The following is a 20527-nucleotide window of genomic DNA, read 5'->3' as shown; positions in this document are numbered from 1 at the left end:
ATCATCTCATCCCATTCAATAAACCGCTCTCCTCACGCAAAGAAGTTTATCGAACACGTGTTCTCGTTATCGGATGTTACTAAGTTAACTGGAGAGTTAAATTAATTTCCCGCGACAGTAGCATAACTTATAACTATCTTCATAGTTTTGCATCTCATTTAAGATTTCCGTACCTTTCTTTTTCAATTTGGCAACAACGGCATCAATATCTTCAACAGCAAATGCAATACGTTCTCCGACCCGCTGTACAAAATAGACGCCTCTGGCTGGTCGATGGCCCATTGCCTGACAAACCCATCCGCTTAGCTAATTATAAAGTATGATACTAATGTTATTGCAACTAGTTATATGGTAAGCGTGATAAAACAGACAACTATTTTCCCGTTGCAAGCTTGGCAGCCTTCCATTCGAGATGCGCGGCTTCTACCCTTTTCCACAGATCATCGCGTTCCAGTCTGCTGTAATTGACGAGATGTTCCCCGAATACGTCCCCCAGAATGTCAAACCATCGTGACTTGCTCTCCACTTCAATCTTCGTCAGGCCGTTCTTATCGTGCTTGCTCCATACGCATCCCCGGAGCTCGTTGCTTTCATCCGCGTCTCTTTGTCTAATGAGAAAAATATGAAACCATATCGACTCCGGCGAACGGCTGTAGAAGTCGTGCTTCGGGATAAACTCCTCCAAGCCTTCGAGTACCTCAGCATCGATATCGACCCCGACAAAGGAAGCGTTTGGATCATGTTCCAAGCGCCAGCCATTGGTCACCACGCTGGATGCCGTCACCTTATAGCTCAAAGGTCCCTGATCATATAGGCCATGACGAAGCGGAATAGGCTCATAAGGCATATCTCCCAATCCCACATCGATAATCCATCGTTCCTCAGCATAAAGATCATCCCTAAAGTTAACACTCAAACCCAGATGGAACGAATTCACGCGCGGTTCGGCTCCCAGTGGCTGAACGCCCGCCCGGTGCAAATTTACGTGATAACCCAATGAATGGAGCAACGCACTGAACGCCCCATTCAAATGAAAGCAGTAGCCGCTCCTACCATGGAGAACAAGTTGAACCGATTGTTCGAACCCGATGCTAGCCGGTTTGCGGGCAAAAATGTCTACGGTTTGCCACGTAAGAGTCCGTACATGAGCTTGATGCAGAGAAAATAAATATTCCTTGGTCGGCGGTTGCACCTCTGAAATACCGATCCTGCGAAGGTATGCTTTTACTTCTTCTTTCGTCATCGTATACAATGTGAATCACCTCTGATTTGTAATCGCTGTCGCCGGGATTATGCTTCAGCTGCATAATCTCATTGTAGAGTTGTATGTTTCATTCCTCAATGCAAAAACAACGCAACTGTACCGATACAGTTGTGTTGAATTAGAAAGAACTCCTCGATATTTAGAGTCAGTAAAAATTAGCGAAATGGTGAGGTGAATGAGTTATTTATTTTCATAACGTACTAAGTCGTAGTTCATAAAAATACTGCACAATTGGATGCTTTAACTTCATCTTCTCGCTTATATTTAATATTCGCTTTTTTCCAACTCTTCTGTCCACCAAAGCTAAAATATTCAATAAGATATCATTGCTCTCTATACTTTCCTCAATTGAAATGGATAAAAACTTATTAGCTACAACGGTAAAATTTGATTTACTTAATGCTGACTGTGCTGCCACAAGTTCCTTTGCATATTCTGCTATTTTTCTACTTTTTGCAATTATTTTTAGACGATCTTCCGGAACTATTCCCTTGGTATCTTTTCTGACAGTTTCAATTTCTTCATTGTTGATAGGAATTTGGATATCTGAATCATTCTTAATTTCCAACTCCGTCTGATACCATCTGATTAAGGTAGTTTTATCACCCATATTGAGTACGTTCTTTTTATCTACCGCAATATAACAAAGTCCTGCTTTATCAGGTAAATAACGATAGCCGGTTGCACGGTATTCGACCCTTCCATATAACGCCGGACAGAGAAAACTCTCCAACTGTTGCTTCAATTTGCTCCAGGCCATGTAATCCTCCTACGTTCTATATTATAAATACTCATTGAGGCTCATTCTATTATCCATAATACAATAACCAACACATCGATCCTACTAAATACATGCCTATATTAATTAAACTTAAATCATCAATGTAACGAATTATTTCGAATATGGTACAATAAATCCAAAATTTTAAAACGTACTGCTTTTCTTCTTCGTAGGTTACAGATTTTTTAATGTGTTTGTTCGATCATTAAATAAATAAGTAGATAAAAGGACGAACAGAGTAACCGCCCTTTTATCCATGACAGGTTGCATGTAATGCCGTCCATTATGACAGAGGCTCTTTTGGCGTATTCAACCATTACAATATTTCGATATACCCTTCTGTTCCATGCACGCGAATTCGTTGCCCATCTTTGATCAGTTTGGTAGCATTTTCCACTCCGACAACTGCTGGCAAGCCATATTCACGTGCGATAACTGCTCCATGGGTCATCAGTCCACCAACTTCGGTGACCAGGCCTTTAATGGATACAAACAATGGTGTCCAGCCAGGATCAGTAAAGGAAGTAACTAATATATCTCCATCTTCCAGATCAGCATCTTCCATACGTAAGATGACACGTGCTCGTCCCTCAATCACTCCGGAAGAAACAGGCAGACCTACAATAGCTTCGGCTGGGAGATTTTCTCGTTCGTACTTACCCGTAATGATTTCACCATCAGACGTAATAACACGTGGGGGAGTCAGTTTTTCATATAATTTGTACTCGTCTTTTCGTTTGCTGATGATCGGGTAATCCAGTTTATTGGTGCGTACGACATCGCGAAATTCCTCAAAAGTGAGATAGTATACATCTTCTTTTTCATGAATAACGCCTGTTTGTACGAGTTGTTCGGCTTCTTTCAGTAGAGCCTGCTTATAAACGAAGTAGCGATTAATCATGCCGTATTTTGGATATTCACGATAGCCGATGAAATTCCGGATCAGGCTGATCACTCGTTTTGTTTCTTTGGCTTTTTGTTCACCATCCGGCAATTGCTTCAATCGATCTAATAATTCTTGTTCTTTTTCTAAAGCTTCCTGTCGCCCTTGCTCAAATTTCCGTTTGCCAGCATTAGGCTCAAAGTTTTTGATGTTACCAAGAATCATCGGGACAATTGTAATTGGTTTTTCACTCCAACGAGTTTTAGTCATATCGATTTCTCCGGCACATCGCATTCCGTATCTATGGAGATAAGCATAGATAGCGTCCCCAGTCTCCTGTCCACCATCAAACTTAACCAGTTCATCCAAAAAGTTATCATCTTTTACATGTTGTAAATAATCAATTACTTCGGGATAAGGACGAATCACATCTGCGATATCCAATAGTGCCAGACCCATTTCTGAAGTAATATTATTAGGGACAGATTGAGAAAGCGTATCTGCTACGTTCTTTTCACCTAACCATTTGTTCATGTTTTCATTGATCCATGATGAAGCATCCATAGCAGTCATAAATACACGCGAACTTTGCGGGTCAAATAAAATCTTCTTTAATTCCTGGATATCTTCTACAATAAAATCAAATAATTCTGATCCTGATTTCGTTTGGATGTTTTGTTTTAACGCTTCTATCGATGTTTGACTATTCTTAATCAAATTAGAAACGATCGTCGGATCGTTTTCGATTTGTGCTTGAAAATCCGTAGACGATATATCTTTATTGCTTTTAATGGGACTCGGTACTTTGTCTCCATCTGGTGACGATTTTATAAAATCTCCTCGCTCTATTATGGTCATGAGTGCGTCTTTCATAAGCGGGTCGTGTTGTCCCATGGCATTCAATAAAGTTTCTCTGCTGACAGGTGTAGCCAGCATTTGTGTAACATCAACAAACAACCTTCCACCTGCTTTACGCATGGGTGCAGGAGTCGTTAACAGAAAAAAAGACAAGCCCAGTGGGTTCATGGGATCGGTCATCATTTGTTGATGTCCGACAGATACGTAAACATGATTTTCTTGATCATTCGCTTCAGGGATCGGGTATAAAGTAGTGATTGGCCGACTCTGGACAATATAAAATGTATCATCAACCAAACACCATTCGATATCTTGTGGCTGGCCAAAATAAGCTTCGATCTGTCTTCCTATGCATGCCAGTTGTAAAATTTGTTGTTCAGTAAGAGTTTGAGTCTTTTGCTGATCAGGATCGATCTGCTGTGTCTCTGTTCCGCCTTCTTTTCGTCCATAGATAGCCAATTTTTTGGTTCCTATCCTCTTATCGACGATTTCCTCTTCCTGTACTTTATAACAATCGGCAGATACCAAGCCAGAGACCAGTGCTTCTCCAAGTCCAAAACTGGCATCGATTGATAGCAATTTTCGGTTGGAAGTAATTGGATCAGCGGTAAATAAAATCCCTGAAGCCTGTGGGAAAACCATCCTTTGAACGATAACGGATAAATAAACCTGACTGTGGTCAAATCCATTTTGCATACGGTAGATTACCGCGCGATCCGTAAATAGGGAAGCCCAACATTTGCTGATATGCTGCAAGATGGCATCGACGCCGATGATATTTAAATAAGTGTCTTGTTGACCAGCAAAAGAGGCATGTGGCAAATCTTCAGCAGTCGCACTAGAACGCACGGCATAAGCATGCTCATCACCAAACTGGGAGAGATATTGAGTAACAGACTCCACAACATCGGAAGGAATTACTACTTCCATAATGATTTGTCTAAGCTTCCTGCTGATCTCACCAATTTGATCTCGATCTTTTACTTTTAACATGGTTAGTCGATTGAGCAAAGCATGATACGTTTCGTTTTGTTCGATGACTTTTTGATATCCCACTGTTGTAACACAAAATCCTTCTGGTACTTGTATTCCTTCAATTTTTGATAATACCCCTAAATTTAACCCTTTTCCGCCAACAAGCAAATGCTGCGTTTTTTCCATTTCCTGAAAACCGAGAACCAATGAACTCATTCAATATCTCTCCTAACCAATTAAATTGAGAAAAAACCTTTGACAAGAGTTTACCGGCATGTTACAATTAAATTGTAGGATGTAACAATCATGTTCATTTAACAATAGAAAAGTCGTAATCTGATTATATCATCGTGTCTGCATATATGCAATATAAAAGAACCTGATAAAACTACCCAGGTTCTTTTTTGATTTCCCGCTATCATTATTTACATCAAAAACCACGGTTCGAGCCGAACTCTGTCACTACATAGTTTCCAAGCGATGGCTTCGCCCCCCCTGTCCTTCCATCTCCCGTATTAACCACAATTCCCTGAGGACAGCCATCAACTAAAATAGCGGGATCCCTAGATAAAATGACATGTAACAAAATATCAGTATCAAAAACATCTTTGAGATCACCGATTTTCAGGATAGAATCTTTCATGACCTGCAATGTGAATCAAATAGCAAAAAGCCAACGTTTTGATCAAACTTTGTTCAAAACGTTGGCTTTTTCTTTCTCTTTTTAATCAGATACGGTTCAAGATGGTAGAATGCATCTTTGCGAGTTACAAAGTAGAGATGTCAATAACGAATCGATACCGCACATCACTTTTGAGTACACGCTCATACGATTCTTCAACTTGGTCTGCACTGATCACCTCAATCATAGGGGCAATGCCGTGCTCAGCTGCGAAATCGAGCATTTCCTGGGTTTCACGAATTCCACCAACGAGTGAACCTGCAATGCTGCGACGACCCATGATTAATGAAAATACATGATACTTATCTGGTTCAGCTGGTGCACCAACATTTACAAGTGTCCCATCAATGCGAAGCAAGGATAAATACGCATCCACATCCAGATTGGCAGACACGGTGTTTAAGATCAGATCAAAACGGCCTGCTAATTCGGTAAATGTAGCGGGATCACTTGTCGCAAAGTAATGATCTGCGCCAAATTTCAATGCTTCCTCTCTCTTGTTATTAGAGCGACTCAATACTGTTACTTCCGCACCCATAGCATGAGCAAATTGGATCGCTACGTGGCCAAGACCTCCCATTCCCACAATGGCAACCTTCTTACCCGGACCAGTATTCCAGTGTTTTAAAGGAGAGAATGTGGTAATGCCTGCGCATAATAGTGGGCTTGCCATATCCAAATCAAGACCGTCTGGGATACGGACAACGAACCCTTCCGTTACAACGATTTTTTGGCTATATCCTCCGTATGTTGGATTACCATCGTAGTCCAAGCCGTTATATGTGTTGACAACACCTTTCGTACAATATTGCTCCTCTCCACTGAGGCAGTATTCGCATTCACCGCAGGAATCTACAAAGCAGCCAACGCCGACGCGGTCACCAACGACATATTTGGTCACTTCTGTACCTACTGCTTCTACGACTCCGGCAATTTCATGGCCAGGAACCATTGGGAAGATTCCGCCCCCCCATTCACCGAAGGCACTGTGAATATCAGAGTGGCAAATGCCACTAAACTTAATATCTATTAAGATATCGTGTGGCCGTAATTCTCTCCGTTCAATAGTGGTCTTTTCAAATGATGCTTTTGCACTTGGGACACTTAGAACACGTGTCGTAGTCATGTTTTTATGATTATTGCACATAAATAGATAACACAATCCTTTCTTTTGTAAAAATTAGCTACAAGAATAGCTTAATCCTTAATGTTGACTTTAAGGCAAGGTTTTTTTGAAAATTAAGCTTTTTCTTTGTGGTACTTCTTTTCTAGTTCATCGTAGTATTCAATTTTCGATTCAATTTTTATAAAAGCGTTATCCAAGTCTCTTTGTTTCTCCATCATTTTCTCTTTATGTTTTTCAAATATCTGTTTGCGTAGCGAGGCTGTGCTATCTCCTTCTTTTGTTAATTCCACTATCGTACGTAACTCTGAAAGAGGTATGTCAGTTTTCCGTAAACATACAATAAGCTCTAACCATAATATATCCCCTTCGTTAAAAATACGATTTCCATTTTCATCTCTTTTTATAAAAGGTAGAAGACCCTCTTGTTCATAATATCGGAGTGTATGTGTAGGCAATCCTATCTTTTCTGCTGCTTCTTTTATATGAATTTCCATTATACTGTACCCTCCATAAATCTTTTTATTATTTTGTTCCTTATTATTACTAACTATTACTTTACTGTAATCTATCAGGTTTTATTATAGACCTTAAAGTGCACTTTAATGCAACACATATCGTTTTCATTAAAGGATCTGCAATTGAATCTCGAGTGGCTGGAAGAACAAATCAAACTGCTTGGAGTACAGTCAATGGATGTTGTGTTTTTTGCAGAGCTCCAAAGTGATGGAACCTGTTCTTCAGTGGCTCTTGAAACAAATACTGCGGCAGAGGTGGCCCCGGACATAAAGACATCAAAATAAGACGAATTCCAAAGAACGAATAGTAATCTGTGATAGCATGAAGCAAACTTTAAATTTGTATAATTGGATAAAAATATACGATATAGAAAATTATAAATAATGATGAAAATTAATTATTCACAATAACCCGGAATTCATTGATATTTGGGACAAAAGTGAGCGTGAAAAAAAATGTCTATTTTGAAATGGTTACTTAAGAAATCAAAGGAAACGCCAAAGCAAACACGATCCACTCCTACGCGCAGGGAACCCATGCATGACCAAGAAAAGTCTGAACCCGAGCAAATACTGAATCAATACAAAGACATCACTCTGAATGGTTCCATAGAGGAAGTGGTCTCTTTTATCAATAATCTATTGGGACAAAATGATGACCTTATCATTCGTCGCTTCAAGGTATTCTCGGAGTTTCCAGCCGTTATATTTTATTTTTCCGCGTTGACTGATCAAGTCATGATCAATCAAGAAATTATGAAACCCCTTATGTATGTACCGGAGCATCTACAGAACGAAAAAATCGAAATCTCCGTGTTAAAAAATATCATATCGGATCAAGCACTTTTCTATAGCCAAAGCAAGTTTGAGAGATATTTGGGCCATATTGCTGAAGCGATTTTGGAAGGAAAGACTGTGGTTGCAGTTGAAGGTATGGATGTGGCCTTATTGATTGGATCGCGAACTGTAGATAAACGGGCTGTCGAGCAGCCTCAGACTGAGCAAGTCATACAAGGCCCACGAGAAGGTTTCATCGAACCCCTCATATCAAATCTGGGCCTGCTCCGCTACCGACTGCCGACTGCCGATTTTCGTGTTAATATTACGAAAATCGGGACTAAGACCAAGTCAATGGTTGCTGTATGCTATTTGGAAGGGATTGTTAATCCCGAGTTAGTTAAGGAAGTGAATAAACGTCTATCTGCCATAGATATTGATGGAATCCTGGACGCGGGTTATCTGGAGCAGTTTATCGAAGATAATCATTTCTCACCCTTTCCACAGATTATGAATACAGAACGTCCAGACAAAACAGTAGCCAATATGCTGGAAGGGAGGGTGGCTATTCTCGTAGACGGTTCTCCCTTCGCGTTAATAGCCCCTGTCGTTTTCAGTTCTTTCTATCAATCCATTGAAGATTATACGACGCGGTATCTTCAGGGAAGCTTTGTCCGAATGGCTCGTGTAGTGGCTCTTGTTTTTTCTTTGATTTTTTCGGCTCTATATGTGGCCATCATTTCTTTTAATCCGGAATTAATTCCGACCAAATTTGCCGTTGCCGTTGCTGGAGGTAGAGCCGGGGTTCCCTTTCCAGCTGTTGTGGAAATATTAATTATGGAGGTTTCCATGGAGGTTTTACGGGAAGCGACAATTCGTTTGCCACAGCAGGTTGGTGGTGCCTTATCCATTGTCGGTGTCCTCGTTATCGGTCAGGCAGCGGTGGCGGCGGGCTTTGCGAGCCCAATCACTGTTGTTGCGATTGCACTTACCACGATCGGATCCTTTGCAACCCCCGCGTATAATGCCGCGTTTGCATTAAGGATGCTTAGATTTCCACTCATTTTTCTCGCAGGGATTTTTGGGCTTTATGGTTTAGTTGTTGGATTAATTCTGATTTGTAACCACCTGTTGTCCTTAAGATCATTCGGAGTTCCCTATATGACACCAGCAATTCCTTGGAATATTCAAGGATTGAAGGATTTGGTGATCAGAGCTCCGTTTTGGTGGATGAAGAAAAGACCTCCCGCTCTTTTCCCTTTGGATACTGACCGATTAGGACCGGATATGAAACAAATTGTTCTACAGAATTCTGATAATGCTCTGGATCCGTCGAAAATGGGAAATCAAGAGGAGGATAAGTAAGATGAACAATCCACGGCAGGTTACGAATATCCAGGTGGCAGCAATTATCACTAGTACAATTGTTGGTGTCGGGGTATTGCGGCTCCCACTCTATGGCGTGAGAGTTGCTGATACAGGTGCTCCCTTGATCACCTTGCTTGGTGCATTACTTGGTCTTATCGGACTTACCTTCATAGCCGTACTCGGTATGCGCTTCCCTAGTAAGACGTTCATTCAATACAGTGAGGAAATCATCGGGAAATGGCCGGCAGCTATTGGGAATATATTTATTATCATTTTTTTCTCCTTATTGACAGCGCTCGGTTCTCGTGAATTCGGAGAAGTTGTCATTACATCCGTATTGAAAAAAACACCGATAGAAGTGACTGTTATCGTCATGCTTCTGCTCGCGACTATTGCTTCGCGCAATGATATACGTACCTTTTCTTATATACATCTGTTTTATTTGCCATTTATTTTGGCCCCTGGTTTGTTAATCGTAGCTTTGTCTCTAAAAAATGCGGATCTGATCAATTTACAGCCTATTTGGGGGAACCATCCGAGTGGAATACTGAAAGGTATATTGACGCTTTCTGCACTATTTCAGGGGTCCTTTATTTTGACATTAATCATACCGTTTATGCGCCAACCACAAAAAGCGATGAAGGCAAGCCTATGGGGAATGGGAATAGCAACAGGCCTCTATCTCTCCATTGTTGTAGCTTCAGTAGCAGTATTTGGTGCGGAAGAAATCAATAAGCTGCTATGGCCTACACTGGAATTGGCAAAAACCACTTCATTGCCAGCTAACATTTTGGAACGATTGGATGCTGCCTTTCTGGCAGTTTGGGTTACAGCTGTATTCACAACACTTTTCTCCGGTTTTTATCTGACCATTCAATCCATGACTCAAATATTTCGATTACATACGCATAAGATATTTAGCTATTTCATTCTTCCCTTTATCACTATGATAGCGATGCTACCGCAAAATGTTATACAACTATACGAAATCATTAATATTGTTGGTCAAATTGGATTATGTATTACAATTGTTTATCCGGGTCTGCTGCTGTTAATATCCATCATCTGGAATAAAAGGAGTGATTGAATTGATTCCTAACTCTTGGTTCCAAATTAAACTATTCATTCTCTTTTCAATATTCATCCCCCTACTGACTGGGTGCTGGGATCGAATGGAAATCGAAGAACGTGCGGTAGTCCTTGGAATTTCCGTTGATGAAGCTGTGGACAAACAAGATGAAAGTGAGGTTACACATATTAAATCTGCTTTCCCAAAGCCGCCCAGAAGCATGATACAAGTGACTGTACAAATAGCAGTCCCAGGACGGATACCTCTGGGACCAGGTGAGAGCAGCGGCACAGGGAAGAACAAACCTGTATGGGTGCTCAGCGCCAAGGGGTACACCATTGACGACGCATTGATGGTACTCCAGCAGCAGCTCGGGGAACGGATGTTTTTCGGACATTTGCGAATCATTGTAATTTCAGAAAAAATTGCCAGAAGCGGCGTACAAAATTTAAATGATTACCTTAGGCGTAGTCCGGAAGTCAGAAGATTAGCTTGGATGGTTGTTTCCAAAGGTGCAGCAGCTGATCTTATGAAGGCAGCTCCTCAATTGGAGCGCGTCCCCTCTCTGTATTTATTGGCTATGATGGATAATGCAATACGGATGGGGAAGCTGCCTAATGATTTTCTGGGCATATTCTGGAGTGCCGATTCCAGCAGGGGCAAGGAGCCCTTTCTTCCTTATATTGAAATTAAAAAGGAGGAGAATTTGGAAATTTCTGGACTTGCTTATTTCCGAGGGGATAAAATGATTGGTGCAACAAAGCCACTGGAGATAGGCCTATTTATGGCAGTAACAGGAGTCAAGACAGGAGGATACAATGTCTATGAATATCTTCCCAATTCCTTTGATACGATCATGTTTAAAACCACCAGCCGAAAATCCAGAACCAAGGTCAGCATCAAAAATGGCCGTCCCCATATCAACTTGAATTTGCGGGTAGAAGGAGACATTGAAGAAAAATCCAATGAATTATTCAAAATAAAGGAACACAAGACCATTTTACAAATTCAAGATGACATCAGCAAAGGCTCGGAAAAAGGAATCATAGAATTGATTGAAAAAATGCAGAGAGCTGGATCCGATATTTTTGGCTTCGGCGAATACGTCAGGGCTAAGGAACCTGAATATTGGAATCGTGAAATCAAAACCGAGGAAAAGTGGCAGGAGGAATTCAAAAACCTGACTGTAGACGTTAAAATGGAAATTCGAATTCGGCGGGTTGGTATGAAAGCTACTTAAAGAAGGGGATTGAATCTTGTGTATTATCTCACGATTGGTTATATCGGTTATATTGAACTCCTGTTCATTTTGACTGGCTTGATATTGTTACTTTTTGAAGCAGGATCATACAAAAAACAACAGCTCTTTAAAGAGGAAAAGATAGCGCGAATTTTGGGATGGTGTAATTGTTCAATAGGGATCTTTACATTTTTAGGATATTGGGTCTATAATTTTCTCCTCTGAAACTTGATCTCTATTACTGCGAGGTGAAAATAACGCATCCATTGACTTTAATGGTATGTGTGGTTTTAATGGACACGTAAACCTTATTTTTAAATCTGTTTATCATAAGGACATTCCAACTAACACTGTTTTGAGCGTGTTCGACTTGAAAGCCCCCCAGCTCGTACACAAAGCGTAGTGGAATATCCTTTCTTCATCTCATATCGGTCAACTCTTGCGTCAATAAATAACGAATCGTGAGAACCTCATCCTACGAATTCGGCTATTAATACTATTTGACCATATTTGGCGTAAATCGAAAGGTATCCGGGCTCGGTAATACGATCCGTTTCCTTATCGAGAAAATAAAAGATGTTCTCGCCATTAATGTTGAGTACGATTCGAACCCCATTCTCCTCTGTCAGTGCCCCTACCTGTACATAGTTGATTTGATTGAATGGAAGCACATCGTTGGAATAGGCATCTCCTCCTATGCTGGTAAATCCGTTGACGTTTCCAAAAATAACAGTCCGCTGCCCGTTATTAAACCGCTGAAGCTCAATAAGGTCCGGTTTGATGACCAGAGCATATGTATCCTGCAAGGAGCTTTCCTTTTGCTGATTTCTGAACTGAATGACCTCCCAGCCACCATTGGCCATGATGTTCATATTAAAGCTCAGCAGCTCATTCCCGAAGGCAGTACCTTCGTAGGTTGCCTGTCCATTAGGAGTACCCACCGTTACGCTGTTATCGCCAAAATCCAGCGTGCTGGCCGAACCGTACACCTTCCAATGGTCTGTATCCAGCAACTCACTATTGATTGGATAAGCCGTGAGTGCCAGCCCTTCTACACTGCTGTATGGAATCACCTCAAGCGTCAATGTTCGCTGTACGGTTGCTCCGTTGTAATGCCCATATACTGACAACGCAACCGTACCCTCTGTTAAACCTGTAATTATGCCATTCGGATCCACTGCGGCAATAGCAGGATCATTGCTGACGTAGACTACTGCCTCCAGCTCTACATCATGCCCAAGCCATGTCGTTCCGTAGGTTCCCAATTCCAAAGGCTCGCCCAGAATGATGTTCCTCCCGTTGCCTGTTACATTTTTGAATTTGATCATATTGAGGACATCATTGACATAGACCTCGGTTTTCAGGCTGCGTATGACATCCCCCATTCGAATATGGGTCGTTATGAGCGCTTTGCCGGTTTGGCCCGCTGTAATGACACCCTGCTGGCTAACAGCGGCTATATTCTCATTGCTGCTTTGGTAGTAAATCACGGCACTGCTAAGATCCGCTGGCAGCCCTTTGCTTCTTGTCGCCAGCACATTCAAGCTGTAGGTCTCATTGCTGCCCAATTCCACTACATTAGGAAGGGATACCCGCTCCAGGCTGCCATCAGCCAAATTCCTGTACGCTTCTTGCAAACCTGAAGCATCGATAATGGCTGTTGCCGCTAACGGCCAGTTGGCATCCGGAACTACGTGTGTATGGGTGACCGGAAATTGAACACCCAAAGGGTCTGCATATTTTCCCGTCGTTGTATAATTATTATCAAACCGCAGGTTGACCTCCTTGCCCATTGCCCAGCTTGCATATACACCCTGCCAGACAGGCGTCTCCTTGAGATCAATCACATTATTCGCAAAGCTCCAATAATCGGACGCGTTATCCGCGTAGAGAACGGCATACTTATCCATCTGGTTCTGAATATAGTTGCCTGAGACGATATTCGGCTCCTCCATGGTTCCTGTGGTATGTCCAAGCGTATATATACCACCCCCATCAAAAATCCCCGCTCCCATCAAGTCATGGATATAATTGTTTTGAATCCTGACCTCTTTCAGGACTGAAGTATTGTAATTGTACCACCCGTAGCCAACGTGAATAGCGCTGTAGGGGATGTTGAAAATCTGGTTATGGCTAATCTCCATGTCCACTGGAAATCCGGCAGATATAGCTGCAGCCGAAGCATAGTCGACTCCGATATCATGGATGTAATTGTTGGTCACATCCACATTGCGCATCAGCAGCCTTGCATCCTGGGGATTGTAGATCGCCGCATTGTTATTGGTCGGCTCGCCCACATTAACCGCACTACCGGATATATCATAGAATGCATTTCCCCTAACCAAGCTGTCCTGGACACCACCGATCAGCTTCAGGCCCGTAATACCCAGCTTCGCAAATTCATTCCGCTCAAATACGATATGATGGGCCCGCTGTACAGTTACCGCCGCTGTAGGCAGAATATCATCCGAGCCCGGATATCTCAGATGATTGTTCTGTGCATCGGATAGTCCGTTTGCACTGCTGGGCCACATCCAAGTCGTATAAGCAAAACCAACACCCTCCCAATGAAGGTCATGAACCGGTGCCGAAAGCGAACTCCCCTCTATCTTGACCAGCTCTTCCAGAACAGGTGCCACAATCTGGGCAGAGGACATATTCTCCATTGGTCTCGGCTTGTAATAGAAGTAGCCGGCAGCTTGGTCTAAATACCATTCCCCTTCACGATCCAGCAGCTCGTACGCATTCTCATAATAGATTGGCCCTTTGCTGATCGAAGTGCCGCCTTTATGGGTAGCTGCATACCAGCCTGGCTCCTTCATCTGGATTTGAGCCAATCCACCTGTCAGTTGGATGGTGTCAACCCCTACCCTCGGCTGAGTCCATTCCCGCTGGAACACCATTTCCAAATCGCTGATGCGCTCCCAGCCCCCAAGAAACGTATCGGTGGTCGTAAAACCACTTTCTGTCTTGACCGCATTGGCCAGACCCGATTCGCTTCTTGCCCTCACGGCTCTCACACCATCCACATACAACTGCCGGGTCGTAATGCCTAAGGACGGAGCACGGTACACATTGTTCACGACGTCGGAGAGCTCCCAGCCCGTGATCACCTTACCTCCGCTAAGAACGGGATGTTCATCGGGATAAGCCTTGTACACAATACGATAGCCCTGGCTGCCGGAATCCCTCTCATCCAGCAGGAATGTAGTTAGCCGCTCATGTGTTCCTGCCCGCAGATACAGGTTAATATCACCCGTCATCCTGCTATTGAGAGACCTGACCGTATCGCGGGCTTTCTCCAAGGTCTTGAAGGGTAAAAGCTCGGTACCCGGATTGCTGTCACTCCCATCCGGGGAGATGTAGTAGCTTGCCTGAACCTGTCGGTCGATCACCTCAATAGTGCTGGCTGCGCTAATATTTCCGCTAACCGTCGTAGCCCGGATTGTCGTCGTACCTGCAGAAAGAGCAGTCACCTTACCACTCTGGTCCACAACTGCAACCGCTGTATTATCGGATACCCATACAACCTGCTTATTGGTCGCATTTTGGGGAAATACTTCCGCGCTTAGCTTCCTGTCCGAGCCTGCAGGTAGTACGAAAGCAGACGTATCCAGTTGAATACTGGTCGCTGGCTGAATGTAGGCACTTATGGTAGCTTGTGCGCTATACACGGAAGCGTAGACCGAGTCCGTTACCGTTGCCGTTACAACAGCGGTTCCCGCCTGTAACGCCTGCACCATTCCGTTCTGATCTACACGAATTGTCTGAGTATCGTTGCTGCTCCATTGAATCCGGTTAAACAACGCCTCTGCAGGATTCAGGCTTACATGCATCGTTTCACTGCTTCCTACCGCTACATGCAGTGCTTGCTGCTCAATCGCTGCGCTGACCATAGGTTTGTAAGCATATATATTTAAATCATTAATTGCGAATCTGGCGAGACTGCTGCCCTTGTAGATGCCAAATTGAAGCTGCGAGATGGAAGACTGGGCAGTTTGAAAGCTCATCTGCTGCTTTACCTGCCTGCCATTGATATGGATATCAAGCTTCTGCTCAACTGCATCGACGATCACTTTAATGTCGTACCACGTATCAGGCGTATAGGCGAGCAAGCTATTCCCTGTCGCTGTCCATGAGCCGTTCTGATAGACCCTGATGTTTCCATCGCTATAGAAGGCTAGTTGTATAATAGCATTGTCAGGTCCCCGCAGCACGGGAATGTACCCGATCACATCGGTTTGCGAGGCCATCGCCTTGAAGGTTATAGCCGCCCTTGACAGATTACTGGGCAATGTTTTTTTTACATAAAAGGATACTTCTGGATTGGCAGCAGTTCTTGCGAGCCTCAGGCTTTTATCCGCTGCATCCGGAATTTCTTTCACAACCGCTGCGTATCCCGTCACTGGTGCTGCTGTATCCAATGTCGGCGGATAGGTACCATCCGTATACGAGTCGAAATTTTCGCTGAACAGGTCGCCAACTGGAACTCCGGTCACTGCCGGCTTATCGTAAAGATGAATATTGTCGATGTATAAAGCGCCCAGCGTACTGCCTTTATACATACCCAGCTGGATTTGTGTAAGCGACGTCTGCGACGTCTGGAAGCTCAACTGCTGTGCTTTGAGAACCTGATTGATGTATATATCCAGCTTCTGTGTATCCGTATCCATAACAAGCTTGATTTCATACCAGGTATTTGCAGCATAGCTCTGTAGATTAGCTGCCGACGAGGTCCATGAGCCCCCTGCATAGACGCGGATTTTCCCGTCGCTATAAAAAGCAAGCTGGGCGATTGCCCCGGATGGTCCTCTCAAAACAGGAATGTATTGGATCATATCCGTTCTGGAAGCGCTTACTTTTAGTTCGATTACTTTCTTTCCCGTTTGATTAGGGAACGTTTTGTTCACATAGAAGGAATCGCTTGTATTCGCAAAGCTTCTGGCAATTTTCAGGCTCTTATCCCCCGCATCAGGCAACTCCTCCACGGTAGCCGTATACCCGGTTTTGGGTGCCAGTACATCCATCGTTCCTGGATAGGCACCTGTTGCAAAAGTATTGAAATTTTCGCTATAAATCTCCCCTCCACCACCGCCATCAGCATATACCCTGACGTTGATTGCGATATTGAACATACCAAACAGCATTGACGCTATGAGTAATCCACTCCACAATTGTTTAAGCTTTATATTCATTGCGTTACTTCCTCCTCATCTTACTCTTATATGAGCTCTTTTCCCTGCCCTGCCTGCTCTCATTTGTTGGCTTCGCGGTACTCGCCAGGGGAAGTCCCTTCCTGCTTGCGGAACTGGCGAGTGAAATTTTGCGAATTGCTGTATCTCAGCTTATCCGCGATGTCCGCGATCCGCATATCGGTTTCCACCAAAAGCTGCTTGGCTTTATCCATCCTGTAACGAACGAGATACTCGCCGAAATTGATACCGGTTTCCTCCAGGAACAAACGGCGCAAATAATTGGGTGAATAGCTCAGTCTGGAGGCGCATAGCTCCAAGGTCAGGTCGCTGTCGTATTCGGTTTCGATCATATGGATAAGCTTCATGGATACTCTTTTCTTTGGTGTCCCTCTGCCTGCGTCAAAATACGCGGTTAACGGCTGTATGATCTGCTCCATTAGCCATCTTTCCAGCTCGTCGCTTGCCTTTAGCTGAATCATTTGCTCCAAAAGAGGGGAGTTTCCTTTGAAAATTTCCGCAAAATAAACACCGGGCTCCGGTACCAAATTCATCAGGTTGACAACCAGCTTGCATACGCAAAATTGATATTCATTGTAGGTTAACTCGGCACTGCGGATTTCTGCTACAAGCTGGTGCAAGCATTCTTTTACCGTTCCCGTACCCTCGAATTTCACAGCATAAATCAGTTCATTCTCCAATTGGATCGGCAGCGCCATGCTGGATGAATTCTCTGAGCCAACCTCCTCTATGCAAATGACCGCCTCGTCCTCATAACGAATCCGGTATTTCAAGGCCTCCATGCTTTCCTGAAAAGCCTTTTGTGCATGAGTCAGCCCTTGGTAGGTATCACTAATCCCGATATTGACGCTAATTTTCAGAACATCCTTTAATGCATCCTGGATTTGGCTGCCAATCGATAACTTGAAGGCTTTGAACAAAGACTGCGAATCCTGGCCGCCGCCTATAACTACCAGCACCGCTTCATCCAGAATGACAATGCACAATTGATTATCAGAGGGAACGATCTCATTCACGACATTATAGATGGCAAAAGTAATCAAATCGGTGTCTGTTTTCTTGTATACGTTCTCGGCAAAGCTATCTACATCAATATTGAGCACACTCATCCATTTCCACGACTGGCTGTGGGGAAAGAGCCCAAGATGATCTTCGATTTTCTTCTTGGACAGCTGTCCCTTCAGCAGGCGCAGCACATAATATTCACGGATATATCGCAATTGATCCTTTAGCTCGTTGGACATTTGCAGATTATTTCTGGACATCGTATCAAACCGCTCATAAATGCCCTGTAATTCATCCCGATCCTCTGCGTTCAGCTCGGCTCCGTCCCTGCTTCTTATCGCATCAAAAAGCTTTTGGATCGGATTGTAAATTCTCCCGGTCAGCTTAAGCGCCGTGACCCATGCCACCAACAAAATAATGACGCTGACCACAATTGTATACAACCCAATGGACCGTGAATCCTTACGTATGTCATCGATAGGTACCATGGTAATGTAATACCAGCCGTTGTAGCTAGACCTTCCATAGCTGATACCCATCGCGTCTCCATCAATCCTCGTCTCAAAGTAGCCGCTGGGATCAGGAGATTGGCTGATCGCGCTTACGTAGCCAAGGAAGGATACATCCTTGCCGATCATCGAGCTGTCTGCGCTGTAGATCGTCCGGTATTGATCATCCAGAATGACAAGCCCCTCTGTAGGTAGAGGCCTGCGCTTGTCATCGAGGATGGCGGACTTGCCTGCCCCTACACTTGATACTATCAACTCGATGAGGGCATCACGGGGGACCTGCACGACGAGCAGCCCTTTGGGATTCGGTGAATTGATCGGCACCTTGGCAACCAGGCTAATGCCGTCAATCGCCTCATAGCCGTTCTCACGCGGCGGAATTTTGCGATTTTTCTCCTCATAGGTCCAGTAATAGGAACGTGGGGTTTTGATATATTGCGCAATTTGCTCATCGCTGCTAATATCGTCCAGACGGAAGGATCCACGGTTATCAACAGCCCACTTTTTGTCCAGATTGATCACATATACATTCGCGACCGGCAGCTGGTATCGCTGCAAATTGTGGATCCCCTCGAACAATTGGTCGTACACCTGAAAATCGAATGACGCCAGCTCCTGCTCCATAGCCGTACCGTAAGTCGAGGATTTGATAAAGGGAACAACCATATTATCAATCAGCCTTAAGGTTTGCTCCATCCGTATCTGTTTTTGCTGCATCACGTTAACATTCGCTTCGACCACTCTCTTTTCGATCTCATCAGAGGATCTGTAATAGGAGGCAATGCTAACGACAAGCACAGGTAAGGTTACAAGTATAAAAATAAATAAGCGCAGCTTCCCCAGAATTTTTGTGCGTTTACGACTCAAGTTATGACCCCCAGCGTTCCAGTTGGAGCCCCTGCTCCCCTGCCTTTTATACGTGTATTATACCATGTACTGCTGCCTCCAAGGACATCCCTTATAGCTGGTAGCCCCGCCTGCTCATTTCCAGCGAAATCTCAGCTCCCGAGACAGCCCTGAACGAACTGCCGCTTGCAATAGCCTTTGAAGCGGCGAAGCCGATCGCCTCTCCGGTAGCTACCGCGTTGGACGTAACCCGATATGAGGCATGGGCGTAGAAGTCCCCACTTATGCAACGCCCGGCGAGGCCGAGATTGTCCACGCCATCCGCGACCAGGCTGCGGTATGGAATCTGATAGGGCTGGGTTACAATTCCCCCGTTCCCATAACCGTGGGATTGACCAGGCTCCATTGCATGGATGTCTACCTTGAACTTAACGAGGCAAACTCCGTCCTCGAAGGTTTGTCCGGACATAATGTCCGCCAGATTCAGATTATAAGCGCCCTCAATACGCCGTCCCTCCCTCAAACCAATTTGGTCTGGCGTCGTAACAAGTCGCAGCTCGTACCAGCCAGCCTTTTCCCTGAGAGTCCGCACAATCGCATTAATTTCCTTCCTGGCGGAAATCGTAGCCTGAGTAATATCGAAAATATTGTCGCTATGCACATGAAACTGGTGATTGACCGACAGGATGCAAAGCCCGGACCATGGGAGCTCGATAATCGTCGGAGCTTTATTGCTTGGCACAATTCCGATTGTACTCAGGAAATCATTGAACTCTCTTTTCTTCTCATAGGTTTGCATTTGCCTGAAGGCGTCAGGGACACCCGATACGAGCGCAAGCATGCTTGCAGGCTGGATCAAGCCTGTGTCTGGATGCCCGACCTTAAAGGCACAGCCTGCCTGTGCAGCCAAATCCCCATTACCTGTGCAATCGATGAATGCTTTGCCCGAGATGCCCATTCTCCCTTGGCTGCTTTCGGTAATGACGGCATGAATGCGGCTGCCTTCCTTAAGAACGGCTGCTACCCGCGTATGAAGCAAAATCTCAATGCCCGCCTCCGTGCACAGCTCCTCCAGCAGAGCCTTCAAGGCTTCGACATCATAAACAAAATTGGCATTGTTCCCTCTGGGCAGCACTGCGGTTAACGCGGCCAACCGCGATTTGATCATGGCAAGAATCCCCCCCTTGCCTTCAACATCAAGAATGACCGATAAGCAGCCGGACGTCCAGATGCCACCGAGGCAGCCTCCAGCATCGAGCAGCATGACCCGCATGCCTTGCCCGGCTGCAGACAGAGCGGCAGCGATTCCTGCCGGCCCTCCGCCGCATACGACTACATCATAATCACCCACAATTGCGACTTCACGTCCTTGCTCTTGTACAAAATGTTCAGGTTCCCTCACCAACATCGTCTTCT

At 44.3% G+C, this 20527-nt stretch carries 13 protein-coding genes; 4 read left to right on the top strand and 9 right to left on the bottom strand.

Annotated features, from left to right (window positions below; genetic code table 11):
* Nucleotides 1–96 precede the first annotated feature (96 nt).
* The 6 genes from OB236_RS11515 to OB236_RS11490 form a co-directional block, all read right to left on the bottom strand.
* Nucleotides 97–282, bottom strand: a complete 186-nt coding sequence (locus OB236_RS11515) for a VOC family protein (RefSeq protein WP_262684132.1) — start codon at nt 280–282, stop codon at nt 97–99.
* A 91-nt stretch (nt 283–373) separates the two neighbouring features.
* Nucleotides 374–1252, bottom strand: coding sequence for an arylamine N-acetyltransferase family protein (locus tag OB236_RS11510; RefSeq protein WP_262684131.1), 879 nt, complete (start codon nt 1250–1252; stop codon nt 374–376).
* A gap of 202 nt (nt 1253–1454) precedes the next feature.
* On the bottom strand, nt 1455–2024 hold the full coding sequence (locus OB236_RS11505) for an SF0329 family protein (protein WP_262684130.1): 570 nt from the start codon (nt 2022–2024) through the stop codon (nt 1455–1457).
* 337 nt (nt 2025–2361) lie between these two features.
* The gene (ppsA, locus tag OB236_RS11500; protein WP_262684129.1) at nt 2362–4977 is read right to left on the bottom strand and encodes a phosphoenolpyruvate synthase; all 2616 of its coding nucleotides are present in this window, start codon (nt 4975–4977) and stop codon (nt 2362–2364) included.
* 551 nt (nt 4978–5528) lie between these two features.
* Complete coding sequence (locus OB236_RS11495) at nt 5529–6590, bottom strand: NAD(P)-dependent alcohol dehydrogenase (protein WP_262684128.1); 1062 nt, start codon at nt 6588–6590, stop codon at nt 5529–5531.
* A gap of 92 nt (nt 6591–6682) precedes the next feature.
* The gene (locus OB236_RS11490; protein ID WP_262684127.1) at nt 6683–7063 is read right to left on the bottom strand and encodes a MerR family transcriptional regulator; all 381 of its coding nucleotides are present in this window, start codon (nt 7061–7063) and stop codon (nt 6683–6685) included.
* 558 nt (nt 7064–7621) lie between these two features.
* On the opposite strand from OB236_RS11490, the gene OB236_RS11485 reads away from it, so the two are divergent.
* From OB236_RS11485 to OB236_RS40045, 4 genes are read left to right on the top strand one after another with little or no spacing between them, the layout of a single operon-like run.
* Complete coding sequence (locus tag OB236_RS11485; protein ID WP_262684126.1) at nt 7622–9226, top strand: spore germination protein; 1605 nt, start codon at nt 7622–7624, stop codon at nt 9224–9226.
* 1 nt (nt 9227) lies between these two features.
* The gene (locus OB236_RS11480; RefSeq protein ID WP_262684125.1) at nt 9228–10316 is read left to right on the top strand and encodes a GerAB/ArcD/ProY family transporter; all 1089 of its coding nucleotides are present in this window, start codon (nt 9228–9230) and stop codon (nt 10314–10316) included.
* Nucleotides 10309–11538, top strand: coding sequence for a Ger(x)C family spore germination protein (locus tag OB236_RS11475; RefSeq protein ID WP_317259333.1), 1230 nt, complete (start codon nt 10309–10311; stop codon nt 11536–11538). The genes OB236_RS11480 and OB236_RS11475 overlap by 8 nt, the downstream gene beginning before the upstream one ends.
* Before the next feature lie 18 nt (nt 11539–11556).
* The gene (locus OB236_RS40045; RefSeq protein WP_408638444.1) at nt 11557–11763 is read left to right on the top strand and encodes a CLC_0170 family protein; all 207 of its coding nucleotides are present in this window, start codon (nt 11557–11559) and stop codon (nt 11761–11763) included.
* 245 nt (nt 11764–12008) lie between these two features.
* Here the strand turns inward: OB236_RS40045 and OB236_RS11470 are convergent, their stop codons facing one another.
* From OB236_RS11470 to OB236_RS11460, 3 genes are all read right to left on the bottom strand, one after another.
* The gene (locus OB236_RS11470) at nt 12009–16733 is read right to left on the bottom strand and encodes an Ig-like domain-containing protein (protein ID WP_262684124.1); all 4725 of its coding nucleotides are present in this window, start codon (nt 16731–16733) and stop codon (nt 12009–12011) included.
* 59 nt (nt 16734–16792) lie between these two features.
* Nucleotides 16793–19132 (bottom strand): AraC family transcriptional regulator, encoded by a 2340-nt coding sequence (locus tag OB236_RS11465; protein WP_262684123.1) that lies wholly within the window; start codon nt 19130–19132, stop codon nt 16793–16795.
* A gap of 91 nt (nt 19133–19223) precedes the next feature.
* A complete protein-coding gene (locus OB236_RS11460) occupies nt 19224–20519 on the bottom strand; it encodes an FAD-dependent oxidoreductase (RefSeq protein ID WP_262684122.1) in 1296 nt (431 codons plus the stop codon).
* Nucleotides 20520–20527: the final 8 nt, after the last annotated feature.

Source organism: Paenibacillus baimaensis (assembly GCF_025567575.1).
This window is presented reverse-complemented; position numbering and strand designations above follow the sequence as displayed.

Coding starts and splice junctions, on each gene's coding strand:
- OB236_RS11515 (WP_262684132.1), bottom strand. CDS start 282: ATGGGCCATCGACCAGCCAGAGGCGTCTATTTTGTACAGCGGGTCGGA.
- OB236_RS11505 (WP_262684130.1), bottom strand. CDS start 2,024: ATGGCCTGGAGCAAATTGAAGCAACAGTTGGAGAGTTTTCTCTGTCCG.
- ppsA (WP_262684129.1), bottom strand. CDS start 4,977: ATGAGTTCATTGGTTCTCGGTTTTCAGGAAATGGAAAAAACGCAGCAT.
- OB236_RS11495 (WP_262684128.1), bottom strand. CDS start 6,590: ATGTGCAATAATCATAAAAACATGACTACGACACGTGTTCTAAGTGTC.
- OB236_RS11490 (WP_262684127.1), bottom strand. CDS start 7,063: ATGGAAATTCATATAAAAGAAGCAGCAGAAAAGATAGGATTGCCTACA.
- OB236_RS11485 (WP_262684126.1), top strand. CDS start 7,622: ATGCATGACCAAGAAAAGTCTGAACCCGAGCAAATACTGAATCAATAC.
- OB236_RS11480 (WP_262684125.1), top strand. CDS start 9,228: ATGAACAATCCACGGCAGGTTACGAATATCCAGGTGGCAGCAATTATC.
- OB236_RS11470 (WP_262684124.1), bottom strand. CDS start 16,733: ATGAATATAAAGCTTAAACAATTGTGGAGTGGATTACTCATAGCGTCA.
- OB236_RS11460 (WP_262684122.1), bottom strand. CDS start 20,519: ATGTTGGTGAGGGAACCTGAACATTTTGTACAAGAGCAAGGACGTGAA.